13 protein-coding genes and 1 pseudogene are annotated in these 13,988 nt (G+C 60.4%); 6 read left to right on the top strand and 8 right to left on the bottom strand.

The features are described from left to right. Positions 1-6 precede the first annotated feature (6 nt). The 4 genes from BM346_RS11435 to BM346_RS11420 form a co-directional block, all read right to left on the bottom strand. Entirely contained in the window at positions 7-1,371 is a 1,365-nt protein-coding gene (locus tag BM346_RS11435) for a TRAP transporter large permease (RefSeq protein ID WP_092012400.1), read from the bottom strand. Then, entirely contained in the window at positions 1,371-2,009 is a 639-nt protein-coding gene (locus tag BM346_RS11430; RefSeq protein ID WP_092012397.1) for a TRAP transporter small permease subunit, read from the bottom strand. The genes BM346_RS11435 and BM346_RS11430 overlap by 1 nt, the downstream gene beginning before the upstream one ends. 118 nt (positions 2,010-2,127) lie before the next feature. Beyond that, complete coding sequence (locus tag BM346_RS11425; RefSeq protein ID WP_092012394.1) at positions 2,128-3,180, bottom strand: TRAP transporter substrate-binding protein; 1,053 nt, start codon at positions 3,178-3,180, stop codon at positions 2,128-2,130. Positions 3,181-3,501: 321 nt separating this feature from the next. Continuing rightward, entirely contained in the window at positions 3,502-4,908 is a 1,407-nt protein-coding gene (locus BM346_RS11420) for a sigma-54 interaction domain-containing protein (protein WP_092012391.1), read from the bottom strand. A 111-nt stretch (positions 4,909-5,019) separates the two neighbouring features. Here BM346_RS11420 and BM346_RS11415 point away from each other — a divergent pair, with 111 nt between their 5' ends. Next, the gene (locus BM346_RS11415) at positions 5,020-5,895 is read left to right on the top strand and encodes an alpha/beta hydrolase (protein ID WP_092012388.1); all 876 of its coding nucleotides are present in this window, start codon (positions 5,020-5,022) and stop codon (positions 5,893-5,895) included. A gap of 12 nt (positions 5,896-5,907) precedes the next feature. Here the strand turns inward: BM346_RS11415 and BM346_RS11410 are convergent, their stop codons facing one another. Beyond that, positions 5,908-6,270 (bottom strand): DUF6164 family protein, encoded by a 363-nt coding sequence (locus BM346_RS11410; RefSeq protein WP_092012385.1) that lies wholly within the window; start codon positions 6,268-6,270, stop codon positions 5,908-5,910. Positions 6,271-6,322: 52 nt separating this feature from the next. Here BM346_RS11410 and BM346_RS11405 point away from each other — a divergent pair, with 52 nt between their 5' ends. The 4 genes and pseudogenes from BM346_RS11405 to BM346_RS11390 all read left to right on the top strand — a co-directional run bounded on the left by BM346_RS11405 (position 6,323) and on the right by BM346_RS11390 (position 10,895). Then, on the top strand, positions 6,323-7,693 hold the full coding sequence (locus tag BM346_RS11405; protein WP_092012382.1) for a DUF2868 domain-containing protein: 1,371 nt from the start codon (positions 6,323-6,325) through the stop codon (positions 7,691-7,693). Next, a complete protein-coding gene (locus tag BM346_RS11400) occupies positions 7,690-9,147 on the top strand; it encodes a GTPase/DUF3482 domain-containing protein (RefSeq protein WP_092012379.1) in 1,458 nt (485 codons plus the stop codon). Before BM346_RS11405 ends, BM346_RS11400 begins: the two co-directional genes overlap by 4 nt. Positions 9,148-9,203: 56 nt before the next feature. Continuing rightward, positions 9,204-9,596, top strand: a pseudogene (locus BM346_RS11395) (ectoine synthase); the annotation flags it as partial. 90 nt (positions 9,597-9,686) lie between these two features. Continuing rightward, positions 9,687-10,895, top strand: a complete 1,209-nt coding sequence (locus BM346_RS11390) for an MFS transporter (protein ID WP_092012373.1) — start codon at positions 9,687-9,689, stop codon at positions 10,893-10,895. A gap of 47 nt (positions 10,896-10,942) precedes the next feature. Here BM346_RS11390 and BM346_RS11385 read toward each other — a convergent pair whose 3' ends face one another. The 3 genes from BM346_RS11385 to BM346_RS11375 all read right to left on the bottom strand — a co-directional run bounded on the left by BM346_RS11385 (position 10,943) and on the right by BM346_RS11375 (position 13,383). Continuing rightward, positions 10,943-12,118, bottom strand: coding sequence for a type III PLP-dependent enzyme (locus tag BM346_RS11385; protein WP_092012370.1), 1,176 nt, complete (start codon positions 12,116-12,118; stop codon positions 10,943-10,945). Positions 12,119-12,258: 140 nt separating this feature from the next. Further along, positions 12,259-12,462 (bottom strand): DUF3185 family protein, encoded by a 204-nt coding sequence (locus BM346_RS11380; protein ID WP_092012367.1) that lies wholly within the window; start codon positions 12,460-12,462, stop codon positions 12,259-12,261. A gap of 111 nt (positions 12,463-12,573) precedes the next feature. Beyond that, on the bottom strand, positions 12,574-13,383 hold the full coding sequence (locus tag BM346_RS11375) for an ATP-grasp domain-containing protein (protein ID WP_092013643.1): 810 nt from the start codon (positions 13,381-13,383) through the stop codon (positions 12,574-12,576). Between the two features lie 153 nt (positions 13,384-13,536). Between BM346_RS11375 and BM346_RS11370 the strand changes: the two genes are divergently transcribed. After that, a complete protein-coding gene (locus BM346_RS11370) occupies positions 13,537-13,905 on the top strand; it encodes a DUF6746 family protein (protein WP_227662817.1) in 369 nt (122 codons plus the stop codon). Positions 13,906-13,988: the final 83 nt, after the last annotated feature.

Here is a 13,988-nt window from a genome sequence, read left to right as displayed (position 1 = left end):
GTTTCCTTAGTCATAGGCCATGGCCGGTAGCCAGGTTGCAATTTCAGGCACCAGGAAGACGATTGCCAGTCCGACCAATTGAATAATGATGAAAGGGATAACGCCCTTGTAGATATCCATCACGTCGATTTCCGGCGGGGCCACTCCCTTGATGTAAAACAGTGCAAAGCCCACCGGCGGCGTGAGGAACGATGTCTGCAGGCACATGGCAAACAGGATGGTGAACCACACCAGGTCGAAACCCAGCGTCTGGACCACCGGTGCCACCAGCGGCAGAATGATGAGAGTAATCTCAACCCAGTCCAGGAAGAAGCCAAGCAGGAATACCGCAAACAGAATGGTCAATACCACGCCATAGGGCCCGAATGGCAAGCCCAGCAGGGCGTCTTCGATCACCTGGTCGCCACCCAGACCCCGAAGCACCACGGAGAAGGCCGTCGCCCCGAGGAAAATGGCAAAGATGAATGCAGAGGTGCGGGTTGTCTGCTGCATTGAGGAGTTGAGTACTTTCAGGTTCAGGCGACGTGACATCAGGGCCAGGAGCAGGGCGCCAAGTGCGCCAACACCAGAAGCCTCCGTTGGAGTCGCTATACCGGCAAAAATCGAACCCAGCACACCCAGGATCAGTGCAGCCGTGGGCACCACTGCCTTTGCCACTTCCCAGACGATCTTCCATGACACTTTTTCCGTGCCCTCCGGCACCGGCGCAATGTGCGGCTGCAGCATGGGACGGATAATGGCATAGGCCACGTACATGGCGCCCAGCATCAACCCGGGGAAGAAAGCACCCATAAACAGATCACCCACGGACGCTTCGGGGACGGCCAGCCGGTCAGCCATCAGCACCAGCATGATGGAGGGAGGGATGAGAATCCCCAGGGTGCCGGTGGCACAGGCCGTACCCACGGCAAACCCCTTGTTATACTTGTTCTCCATCATCACTGGCAGGGAGAGCATGCCCAGAAGCACCACAGACGCACCGATAATACCGGTAGTGGCAGCAAGCAATACGCCAATAACAATGACGGTTACCGCATAGCCCCCACGAACGGCACCAAAGAGCTTCACCATGCTGTTCATCAGTCGCTCGGCAACACCGGACTGATCAAGCATGATGCCCATGAAGATGAACATGGGCAAAGCCACAAGGGTCTCGCTGTTTACGACCTTCCACACCCGTTCAGGCACGAGCCCCATGGATGAGGAATAGTCGAACCAAAGATTGGCACCAAAATTCTCAACGGCCACCACACCGACAACTGTCCAGATGACCGCGGTACCACCCAACACCCAGGCAACCGGAAAGCCGGTCATCAGCAGCACCCCGAAGGTCAGGAACATGCCGATTACAAACAGGGTTTCGAGTTCCATCAGGACGCGTCCTCTTTCTTGTTATTTCCGGATTCAACCCGGATTGGCCTCGGAAAACCAAAAAGCAGTGCGGTAACTTTCAGTAAGCGGGACAGCGCAGCCAGAATCAGTAGAACAAAGGATAATGCGAGGACCCCCTTGAGAATCCAGCGGTACGGAAGTCCCGCAGGCGCCTGGCTGGTTTCGCCCTGCTGCCAGGAGCTATAGGCGTAAGGGACCATTTCCCAGACGGCAAGCCCAAGAAAAGGCAACAACAGGAATAGCAGGCCGAACAGTTCAATCCAGGCCTGGCTCCTGAGGGACAGCCGTTCGTGGATGACATCCACCCGTACATGATCATCCGTCACCAGCGTGTAGCCCAGCCCCAACAACCAGCCTGCGCCGGCCAGGTGCCACTGGACTTCTTCCAGCGTCACCGAGCCAGCGCCAAATGCATAACGACCCACCACGGCATAGATGATCACACCGGTGACAACCAGCCAGAGCCAGGAAGCGGTCTTGCCGATTGCAGAAATCACACCGTCCATAACCTGGCTGAGCCGGGTTGTAGGAAACTCCGTGTGGTGATGAATAAACTTACCCGCGTCAGACACCGATGCCCGCACATTCTGCGGCGAGTCTTTATCAGACACTGTCATACAACAGTTCCCCGCTCAGAAAAGCTGATTTCAAACAGGGATGGCCCCGAAGGGCCATCCAGACTTGGTCAGAGAGAAGCCGGCACTCCAGCCGGCGCCTCAGGCCCGGCCCACAACCTCAGAGGTCGGTGGGAACATAGGCCCGTGAATCCCAGACTTTATAGGTTTCGAGGAACTCGTTCTGGCTCTCATAGACACGTTTGAAGTCAGCATCCTTCGAGGCTTCTTCTTTCATCACCTCATCGGTGACTGCTTTCAGCTCTTCCAGAACCTCGCGGGGTATCTGGTCAGCCTGAACACCCTTTTCCTGGAAGCCAGCCAGCACCTTGCCGTTCTTGTATTCACCCTCGGCCAGGCCAAGTGTGGTTGCCGCGGTACAGGAAGCATCAACCAGTGCTTTCTGCGCTTCGGTGGCTTTGTTCCACTCGTCCTTGTTTATCAGCATGTACTGGGCGGTGAATTGCTGGTGCCATCCCGGGAAAAGGTTGTATTTGACCACCTGGTGGAAGCCGAGGATCTGATCGATGGCAGGCATGGAGAATTCGGTCGCGTCAATGGTGCCTTTTTCCAACGCCTGGTAGAGCTCGCCGCCGGGCATCATGGTGACGGAAGCCCCCAGTTTTTCCAGAACCTTGCCACCCAGACCTGCGAATCGGATCTTCAGCCCTTCATAATCTTCCAGTGATTCGATTGGGTCCGAATACCAGCCGGCTGTCTCAGGGCCGATGATGCCGCACAACTGGGCGTGCACCTCGAATCCCTTGTTGGCGTAGACTTCCTGCAGCATTTCATGGCCGCCCCCATAGTAATACCATGCGGTGTAGGCCCAGGGCTTCATGCCAAAGGGCACGGCGGCAAACAGGGGGATCGCGGGCACCTTGCCCTGGTCGTAACCGATCCAGGTGTAACCTGCTTCAACCTTGCCGTCGGAAACCGACTGCAGGATATCGAAGGGGGGCACCAGCTTGCCGGGCTCGTATACCCGGACCTGGATACTGCCACCAGAGGCAGTGGTCAGGTTATCGGCAACCCAGGCCGCGGGCGAGCCAAGACCCGGTAGGTTGGTGGCGAAAGCTACGGGCATTTTCCAGCGCAGGTCATCCGCGACGGCTGCGCCGGTAGAAAGGGCGAGGGCACCGGCAATGCCGGCCATGGCCTTTAACAGTTTCATGAAGCGTCTCCTAGCATTGTTTTTATACGAAGACCGTTTTGAAGGTCTAACGGTCTGATTTGAGTTTAGCCAGACAACGCAAAAACACAGCAGAATCCGCCATGCCAAGTGGAAAATGGGCGTCAATATTATACTGCGTTGTTCTGACCGCCTTCGGAGAGAGATGAGGCAGGGTTTGTGCCAGATATAAATTAATCTTAATAATCAATTAGTTGAAAAAAACGGATCAGCAGAACTCCATGGGAAAGTGTCCGAAATTCAGGACATATTTCTACGTTTGTCGAATGAAAATGTCCGGATATTCGCACAAGCGTCCTGAAATCAGGACACCCTGGAAAGCTTGTCATAAAGCACGGATCGTGAAATACCCAAGAGCTTGGCAGCCTGGGACCGGTTTCCACGGGACGCCACAAGAGCCTCTTCGATAGCCCGCGCTTCAGCCTCAGCCACCGTCTTCGACAACGGCTTTATTGGTCTGGCGGCAAGCCGGAAAGCGGCCTTCCCGCTCTGAGAGGGCAGCACCCGGAAAATAGCTTCGGCATCCAGCAGCCCATCCCCCTCATCCATGGTCAGGGCCCGCTCCAGAACATTGCGCAGTTCGCGGATATTGCCGGGCCAGTCATACCCGGACAGCGCAGCGATGCCTGAATCGGTTATATCTGCCCGGGCCCCGGGACCCACCCCCATGTCCCCGAGAAACGCCTCACACAGGACTCCCAGATCCGCCAGCCGCTCGCGCAGAGGAGGCACCGTAATCTCCATGACATTCAAGCGGTAATAGAGATCGGAACGAAAAGCACCCTCGGCGACCATGGTACCGAGATCACGACTTGTGGCGGCAATGACGCGAACGTCCACGGGAGTCACGGTGCTGGATCCGAGCGGTTCGACCTCACCTTCCTGAAGGGCCCGCAAAAGTTTGGCCTGGAGGCTCAGGGGCATATCGCCCACCTCATCGAGAAAAAGGGTGCCACCATTTGCCAGCTGGAAACGTCCGGTGCGATTACGATCCGCTCCGGTATAGGCACCTGCCGTCACTCCGAAGAACTCGGCTTCCAGCAGATTGTCCGGAATTGCCGCGACGTTGACCGCCACAAACGGTCGCTCCGCCCGAGCGGAACCCGAATGGATGGCCTGCGCCAGCACTTCCTTACCGGTACCGGTTTCGCCCAGCAGCAACACTGGCATGTCCCGGCCGGCAGCAAGCCGGGCCCGACGCTTCACATCCAGGGCCCCGGGGCTGGCACCGATAAAATCCGAGAGACTGTAGCGGGTACTCCTGGCCTTGCGGGCCAGGGCCTTGCGGGCGGCCATCAGGTCCTGATGAAGGCGCCGATATTTGGATACCAGGGGCGTCAGCGGCTGCAGATCATCGTAGAGAACGCAGGCGATAGCACCGATCACGGCGCCATCAGGATCAAAATAGGGCAGGCGGGTGACTACCAGCTGCTGGTTCTGGTGCTCCATGATATCCAGCAACAGGGGGTCGCCGCTGGCCACCACTTCGGGCATGCGGCTCTGGGGGATAACACGCCGCACCGGCTTACCGATTACGTCAGGGGCGTGCACTCCCAGCAGTTGGCAGTAGCGGTCGTTAATCCATGTGATGCGGGTGTCCCGGTCCACCGCAATAGCGCCGGCACTGGCCTTGTCGAACATGGCCATGAATGCCTGGATCATTTCCCGGGTCAGCCCGTGGATACCGGTCGGCTGGAATGGTTGCGCCATGGCGGCTCCCTGTTAACGCTTGTTCTCGGTCAGCCCGCAAGGCCATCCATCGCCGCCGGCAGGTCGTATCGAATCCCAGACGCACCCCCACATTACCCTGTGAGGAATCCCATGAAACTCCCAAGCTGGCTGTCCGCCCTCGGGCTGGTGGCACTCACCGGCTGCACCAGCCATCTCAATGCTCCCGAGCAGGCCGCTCAGCCCAAGCATACCGGGTTTGAGGAGCGGCTCAACATCCGCTATTCGCCGGAGGACTGGCCGGAAGCGCTTCAGGCCGATCTTTACCTTGCCCGCACGGGCGAACCGGGCCCCGCCGTGCTGGTGGTCCACGGCGGAGGCTGGCAGCGCCGCTCCCGGGACGACATGACCGGCGTCGCCCGCAACCTGGCCCGCCATGGCTTTACCGCCATGAACATCGACTACCGGTTTGCGCCCGAGCACCGGTTCCCGGCCCAGCTTCGCGACCTGCAACAGGCCCTGACCTGGCTCAGGGAACACCACGACGACCTGGGGATTGATCCGGATCGCATTGCCGGCCTGGGGTACTCCTCCGGCGGGCATCTGGTCAGCCTGCTGGGCGCAGTGACCAGCAGCGGGCATCCGGACCAGGCACCCTGGGCTCCCGATCAAAAAGGCCTGGTGGCGGTGGTGGCCGGAGGTCTGCCGGCGGATCTGCGAACCTTCGGCTCCGGCCGCCTGTTGCGCCAGCTGCTCGGCGGTACCCAGGACAAATTTCCGCAACGTTACGAGCGCGCCTCGCCGGCCGCCTGGGTAACCCCCGCAATGCCACCGCATTTCCTGTTTCACGGCACCTGGGACCAACTGGTGCCGGTGGAGCAGTCGAAGGACTTTCATCAGCAGCTACGGGCTGCGGGTGTGCCCAGCGAGCTTTACCTGATGCACGGCCATGGCCATTTCAGCACTTTCCTGTTCCGCGGCGTAGCCATGGACGAAGCCATCCGCTTCCTTGAACGACACACTCGCTGAAGCAAGCCAGCATCATCCCAGGCTCAGGAACGGTGCCAGTGAAACCCCCAGAATGAAGACCAGGGCAATCAGGGCAGCAAGCACGGTAACCGGCTTACGGATGAACTGTTGCCACACCCCCGCACCACGCCCCTCCCGCAGGGCATCCTCCCAGGCCTGGCGCTGGCTACTCTGGCGCCTGGCCTGGTATTCCGCCAGCAGGGCTCTCGCCCGTTCCGCCTCGATCTCGTCATGGACCCAGAAGCCACCCATGCTGATGCCCCAGAAAGACGGCGGAGTCTCGTAATAGTTCACGTCATGGGCCTCGAACAGGGCCCGGATCTCATCCGCCTCATCGTCCGGTACGTGGCGCAGATTCATCAAATGGTGGGGCATCGGTTACACTCCGGGTGCAAGCGTTTCGCTGTCAATCACACAAGGATACCCCATGCCTGGTCATCTTGAGACCCTGCTGGCATTCGATCGCCAGTACCAGCGCGACCAGCAGCAGTCACCGGTCTTTCTTCACCGCCGTGACCGCCGCTACGCTCTGGATCAGGAGCTCGAGGGCCAAAGGGCCCCCCGCCTCGACCACTGGCTGGCGCACCTCCAGGCACTCGGGTCGGGGACTGGCAGCCAATATCCGGAAATGAAGTTCTGGCGGCGCCTGGAAACGGGATTTGTGCTGGCCGGCGCCGTGCTGGGTGTGGTGGCCATGTCGGGCCTGCTGTTCTACGACGGCGGCCAGCAGATCAACATCACCGTGATTCTAGCCTTCATCCTGCTGCAGCTGGTGCTGGCAATTTATACCGCCATCCAGGGCGTTGCCGGCTGGCAGCCCTGGGCGCCGGTGCTGGAACGCCTGCTCAGGAAAAGTCCGGGCGCCGACACCCCCGCACTGAAACCACTGCATGCTCCCCTGATGGCCCGCAATGCCCAGGCGGCCGGGCTGGCTTTCGGGGTCACCGGTCTCGTGACCCTACTGATCTCGGTGGTCCTCCAGGATCTGGCCTTCGGCTGGAGCACAACTCTCGACACGTCCGCGGGGGTCTGGCACGACATCGTGTCCATGGTGGCCGCCCCCTGGGCTGGCTGGTTGCCGGCGGCCGCCCCTTCCCTGGAGCTGGTAACGGAGACGCGGTTCTTCCGACTGGCAGGAAGCCGGGAGATGGAAAATGCGGGCCGCTGGGGCGCCTGGTGGCCCTTTGTCGCCATGGCCTGGCTCACGTGGGTTGTGCTGCCACGCCTGATCCTGTTACTGGTGGCCCGACTGGACCTTCGCCGGCAAAGCCGCCGGGCACTGGCTCGCCACCCGGGCTATCCGGCGCTGCTGTGGCGCCTGGAAACTCCGTCCGTGGATACCGGCAGCGACACGCCCGACTCCGGACAGCTGCCGGACCTGGAGGCCAGTGACACCGTTGCCATCCCCCGCACTTCGCTGGTGGTGTCCTGGGCCGGATCCCCCGCGTATGAGAGTCAACTACCGGAGGGTGTTGGCGACCCGCTGCCCGCGGGGGGCAACCAGAGCCTGGCGGCTGACCGGGAGACCCTGAGGGAACTCGCGGCCCGGCGGAACTCGTCCGACGGTCACCTGCTGGTGATTGCCCGCAGCTGGGAGCCCCCCACGGCCGAGCTCGAGGACTTTCTGGATGAGGCCACAGACCACCTGCCGGGGATCAGGATCACCCTCTTGCCCGTGGCCACCACAAGCAGCAGTCGACCAACGGCGTGGCAACTGGCCCAGTGGCTGCGATTCGCCCATCGTCTGGGCAGGGGAAGCGCCGTGGCGGTTCCGGATGAAGTGGAGATCGAGCCATGACAGAGGTAAGCACAAGCCCGATGTTTGCTGTCGTCGGCCATCCCAATCGGGGCAAGTCCAGTGTCGTGGCGACCCTGTCCCAGAATGATCGCATCGCCATCGCCCTGGAGCCTGGCACCACACGGGAGAGTCAGTATTACCCACTGAAGGTGGATGACAGGATCCTGTATACGCTGGTGGATACCCCCGGTTTCCAGCGCCCGCGGCGGGTTCTGGAGTGGCTGGAGGCTCACAGCCTGTCCGCCTCGGACCGGCCCGATACCGTGGCCGCGTTTGTACGCCAGCACCGGGACAATCCGAAGTTCCATGACGAGTGCGAATTGCTGACCCCGATCCTCGATGGAGCGGGGATCATCTACGTGGTGGATGGCTCGGTGCCGTACACCGCCGAGCAGGAGGCCGAAATGACCATCCTGCGCTGGAGCGGCCAGCCAAGCCTGGCCCTGATTAACCGGATCGGCCCCGACGACCACACGGAAACCTGGCGGGCGGCGCTGGGGCAGTTCTTCCAGATTGTCCGCAGCTTCGACGCCGTCCGCGCCCCCTTTGAGCAGCACCTGGGCCTGCTGAAGGCTTTCGGGCAGCTGCGCCCGGAGTGGGAACAACCTCTGGAAGACGCCACCCACCACCTGACCCGCCAGCGCGAGGATCGCCAGCGCCAGGCCGCCAGCCTGATTGCAAGCGCTCTGGTAGACATGATGCGGCACCAGGAAACCCGCACCCTGCCGCCGGGTCTGGCCAATCCCGGTGCCGAGAGCCGCAGGGCCCTGGAGGCCCGCCTGCGGGAAGGCTGGTACCAGTACCAGCGCGAGCGGGAACAGAGGCTGCGCAAAGACATTGAAGCGCTCTATGAACACCATCGCATCAGTCGCCAGGAGGCGGAACTCAGCTGGCATCACGAGCATGACCTGTTCAGTGAGAGCACCCGCCAGGTCTGGTCCGTCAGCCGGGGCTACCTGGCCACTGCCGGTTTTGGTGCGGGGGCAATCGGTGGCGTCGGAATCGATGCCGCGACCCTGGGGCATTCCCTCGGGGCCGGCGCCCTCATTGGCGGCCTGATCGGCGCCGCCGGAAGCTATTTCTATGGTGACCGTCTTGCCGGTCAGGCGTTGCGCCTGGGCCCCCTCAAGCCCGGCACTGAATTGCAGACCGCTGCATTCGGACCTGCACAAGACCTCCAGTTCGGCTACATTGTATTAGGAAGGGCCGTGGATCACTGGTGGCACATCAGCGAACGCAACCATGCCGGGCGAGATCCGCTGGAGTTGCCGCCAACGGAAAACCACTGGCTGGAGCAACTGGCGCAACCCCAGCGAAATGCCATTCAGGTGGCCCTGAACCAGCTTCGCAGGGGTCGCGATCTGAACCAGAAAGAACGGCAACATCTGGAGGCCGCCATTGGTTCCGCCCTTGAGGGGTTCCGGAACTGGCGGTTGAAGTCGGTTCGGGTCTAATGTTTACAATGAAGGCTGATTCTTACGATTCTGCCCATCAACCATGAGGTACGCCCATGAAGATCGTTAAACTAGAGGACATTATCGGCAGCGAGCGCGAGGTCTACGACAAGCAGTGGACCAGCCGTCGGTTATTGCTGAAGAAGGACAAAATGGGATTCTCGTTTCATGAAACCATCATCAAGGCGGGATCCGAACACACCTTCTGGTACAAGAACCATCTGGAGGCCGTCTACTGTGTGGCCGGTAACGGCTCCATCAGGGATCTGGAAACCGGCGAAGTCCACGAGATCTACGATGGCGTTCTGTATGCCCTCGACAAACACGACAAGCATACCCTGTACGGCGGCACCGAAGACATGCGCCTGATCTGCGCCTTCAATCCGCCGGTGACCGGCCGTGAGATCCACGACCACGACGGCGCCTATATCGCGGACACCGAGGAAGAAATGGAAATCGAGAATCCCGAGGAAAGGGAACGGTTTGAAAAAGAGCAGAAAGAAAAGTCCAAAAAAGCAGACTGACCGGTCCGTCCATCCGTGACGGAACCTGTCACCCCAACACCACCGCCACCGCCACCGCCAGCCCGACTGCTGCCGGTGGCGGTGCTGCTTTGGCTGGCCGGCCTCTATCTCAGGGTTCCCATTCTTGTTGCCCCACCCCTGGCGCCCTTTATCAGCCAGGATCTGGCCCTGAACCAGACTTTCACCGGCGCCCTGACGGCGCTGCCCATATTGATGCTCGCCATCGGCGCCATGCCCGGCTCATTCGCCATTGCCCGGCTGGGGCCCCGCAACACCCTGGCTCTGGCCATGACGATCATGGTACTTGGCTCCGCCAGCAGGGGGCTGGCGCCGGAAGTCTTTACCCTCATGGGTGCCAGCGCCGTCATGGGCCTCGGAGTTGCCATGATGCAGCCCGCCCTGCCGGCATTGCTGCCCCGCTGGCTGCAGCCCCACCACGTGGCGGTGGGCAGCGCCATCTACATGAACGGCATGCTGATGGGGGAGTTCGTGGGTGCCGGCCTGACCCTGCCGGTTCTGATGCCGCTGCTCGACAATAACTGGCGACTGACCCTGCTCGCCTGGTCCCTGCCGGCACTGGTTGTCGCCGCAGCATTGTTCCTGCCCCGGCGGGATCTTGCCCGGCCGGTGAAACGGGTGTCCTGGTTGCCGGACTGGTCCAATCCACTGACCCTGAAACTGGGCCTGCTGCTTGGCCTGTCAGCCTCCATGTTCTTCGGGCTGAACGCCTACATGGGAAGCCTGCTGGAGCAGACCGGCCACTTCGACAAACTGGCCGGCGCGCTGTTCTGGTATAACATCGCCCAGGTGATGGCCTCGCTGATGATGCTGAGGCTGGCCCGCCTGTGGGTCGGCCGTCGGGATCTTATCCTGTGGATGGCTTCGCTAAGCATTATTGGTACCACCGGCGCGGTGCTCACCGATGGCTGGTGGGCCATCGCCAGCGCCACCTTCATGAGCTTCGTCGCCGGCATCCTGCTGATTCTCCTGGTGGGCCTGCCGCCATTGCTGGTGCGCTCCGAGGAAACCGGCCGGCTCTCCGCAGGCACCTTTCTGGTGGGCTATACCGTGGCGTTCACGATACCCATGGCCGGAGGGCTGCTGGCCGACCTGACCGGCGACGTCCGCCATGGCATCGCGGTCATGATCGGCTATAGCGTCCTTGTACTGCCACTGGCCTTCACCCTCGACCTGAAAACGCAAAAGGGCCAGCCCGAAGGCTGACCCTTTCGAAATACTTCCTTGCTCCCGCTCGCGGCCCGAACCCGGGCTCAGATGTAGTAGTCCTCAAGCGGAGGAAAGCCGTTGAACTCGATCGCACTGTACGTTGTCGTGTAGGCGCCGGTTGAGAGCCAGTACATGCGGTCCCCAATCGCCAGGTTCAGGGGCAGCGGATACTTGTGGTGCTCGTACATGATGTCGGCACTGTCACAGGTCGGTCCCGCAATCACGCAATCCTCGCCTTCGCCGGTCTTCTCGGTCCAGATCGGGAACTTGATGGACTCGTCCAGAGTCTCGATCAGGCCACTGAACTTGCCCACATCCGTGTACACCCAGCGATGCAGGGCAGTACGGGATTTGCGGGAAATGAGCACCACCTCGCTCACCAGCACACCGGCGTTGGAAATCAGCGAGCGGCCCGGCTCGATGATGATCTCCGGCAGGTCGTCCCCGAAATCCTCATGCAGAAAACGGGCGATCTCTTCAGCGTAAACACCCAGTTCGTTGGTGCGGGTGATGTAGTTGGCGGGAAAGCCGCCACCCATGTTGATCATCTTCAGCTCAATGCCGTCTTCTTCCTTCAGACGCTCGAAGATAACCTTCACCTTACCCAGGGCTGCGTCCCAGGCGCCGATTTCACGTTGCTGTGAGCCCACATGGAAGGACACCCCGTAGGGCTCAAGGCCCAGGTCACGGGCCAGGATAAGCAGGTCCATGGCCATATCGGTCTGGCAGCCAAACTTGCGGGACAGCGGCCAGTCAGCGGTCAGGGTACCTTCCGTCAGAATGCGTACGTAGACTCTGGAGCCCGGCGCGGCCTTGGCGATATTGCGCAGGTCCGCCTCCGAGTCCGTGGCGAACAGACGCACACCCTTTTCATAGAAGGTGCGGATGTCCCGGGCCTTCTTGATGGTATTGCCATAGCTGATGCGATCACCGGTCACACCCAGGGACATGACCTTGTCCAACTCATACACCGACGCGATGTCGAAATTCGCTCCCTTGTCCCGAAGCATGGTCAGGATTTCCGGGGCCGGGTTGGCTTTCACGGCGTAGTAGACCCTGGCGTAGGGGAAACCATCCACCAGTTCGTCGTACTGACGATCGATGGTTTTGGTATCAATCACCACGAACGGGGTTTCCTTCGTGTCAGCGAAATCCTTGATCCGCTTGAAGGTCTCGGCGTCGTAGTAATCAGCGATGTTGGCGTTGGCAATTTCGGTCATGGGTGGTGTGGCCCTCCACAGGGTAATCACAAAGAAAAAAGGGTACCTCAGTCACTGTGGCACCCCGGATTTTGCGCGATGATCGGGCTTTTCTTCAGGTCGGGATATGAGCATAAATACCCATCCCCGCCGATACTCCGCTACTTCCTGAAGAAAGCCAGGAAGGCGCCTGCCACAATCGCGGCCACGCCCCCAATGATGTACCACATGGTTTCGTTACTGAATCGGCCGGTGAAGGTTTCCGCCAGCTGTTCCCCCACGGACTGGGAGGCCTGCCAGCCAAAAAACAACAGCAGGATACCAACCACCAGCAGCACAATGCCCACAATCTTGGGTGTTCCCATGAAACTGTCCTTTATTGTCGGGTACAGAGTATGCCTTGACACAGGTTTGGTGACTGTCGGCGAGCCTCTGTCAGGGCACTGTAGATAACCTAGTAGCTTCTACCGACACAATCAAACAGCAACGGGCCAGAGCGGCGCCGGCCCATCCGGATCCTCCGGCTCGGTGCGGCTCTCCAGGTAGCCGAGGATGGCTTCCCTGAGCCCGGAGCCCTGCCCGAGGCCCTGGTTGCCGAACAGGCGGTTGAACTCCAGGACGTAGGGGTAACCATCTACCAGTGCGATATCAAACCCAGCATGATCCACCCCCAGGTCACGGGCCAGACGAAGCGCCAGGTGGGTAACCACAGCTGGCACCGGCCCGGTATCGATCCGGCCCCCGCGAGCCACGTTGTTGTAGAAACCCTGGTCCGATTGGGTCCGCCAGTAAGCCGCCAGCACCCGGTCGCCCACCACCACGACCCGCACGTCCCGGTCGATGGGCAGGTATTCCTGCACGTACAGCACGGGCGTTTTCTCACAGTACCGGAGCCAGTCCTGCCTGGATTCGATCAGCCAGACGCCCTCGCCCATGGAGGCTTTCGGCAGCTTGGCCACAAAGGGCAGGGGCATTATGCTCCAGAGTCGCTCCCGCTCCTCAGGGCCATTGGCTTCGATCAGGGTCCAGGGTGCGTGTTCCGGTGCGACGGCCTGGAATGCCCGGGTCATTTCCACCTTGTCATGGCCGATGCGGTAGCTGGCTTCGCTGGGAAAGACCCGGCACTTGAGGCCATAGACCAGGGCATTGAGCTGCCAGTATTCCGGAAACAGGACCCAGTCCGCCTCCTGCAACAACGGCTTGTGGCGAAGCAACTGGTCAGGCTTCAGAACGGTGGTGTTGGGAAAGCCCAGGGTTCGAAAGATATCGAAGGACACGAGGTGCATGGAGGCAGAGGCACTCAGAATGGGGAAAGTGGGCATTTTATGCACAATCCAATTTTTGGCAAGCAGGTTCCGGGAATCTTTTTTTGATATGTGTCATTGAAAGCCAGCGGGGCATTAACGATAATGATTCTCGTTCATAAAAAGGAGACTACCGTGAAACAACTGTTCTGCTGCAGCGCCCTGGTAACCTCAATGGTCTTTTCAGGTCTTTCCCTGGCCACCGAGGTGGAACACTACGAGGGCAAGTCCGCCAATTCCCTGCCAGAGGCCGTAACCAACTTCTCGGAGTACAACGAAAAACTCGAGAAGGTTCTTCAGGGCGAGCTGACCCCGGAAGACCTGAATGAGATTCATCAGCTCACCTACACCCTGGAAAATGCCATTGCCCGAATGGAAGAAGAGCTGGAGCACCTGGCTGAAACCCTGGAGGAAGTGCACCTGGCTTCCGAAAGCGCAAATACCGGGACGGTCAGTGAGCAAGGGTCGGCTTACCTGGAGAAGGCACGCCAACTCATCGAGTAGGCACTGGCCAACAGGGTGCTGACCCCATGACGATCTTCTGAAAGCATTTCTCAGCAGCACGCAATACTGCACGAGCGCGGAGT

This window comes from Marinobacter daqiaonensis, from assembly GCF_900115285.1.
GTDB classification, from domain to species: domain Bacteria; phylum Pseudomonadota; class Gammaproteobacteria; order Pseudomonadales; family Oleiphilaceae; genus Marinobacter; species Marinobacter daqiaonensis.
This window is presented reverse-complemented; position numbering and strand designations above follow the sequence as displayed.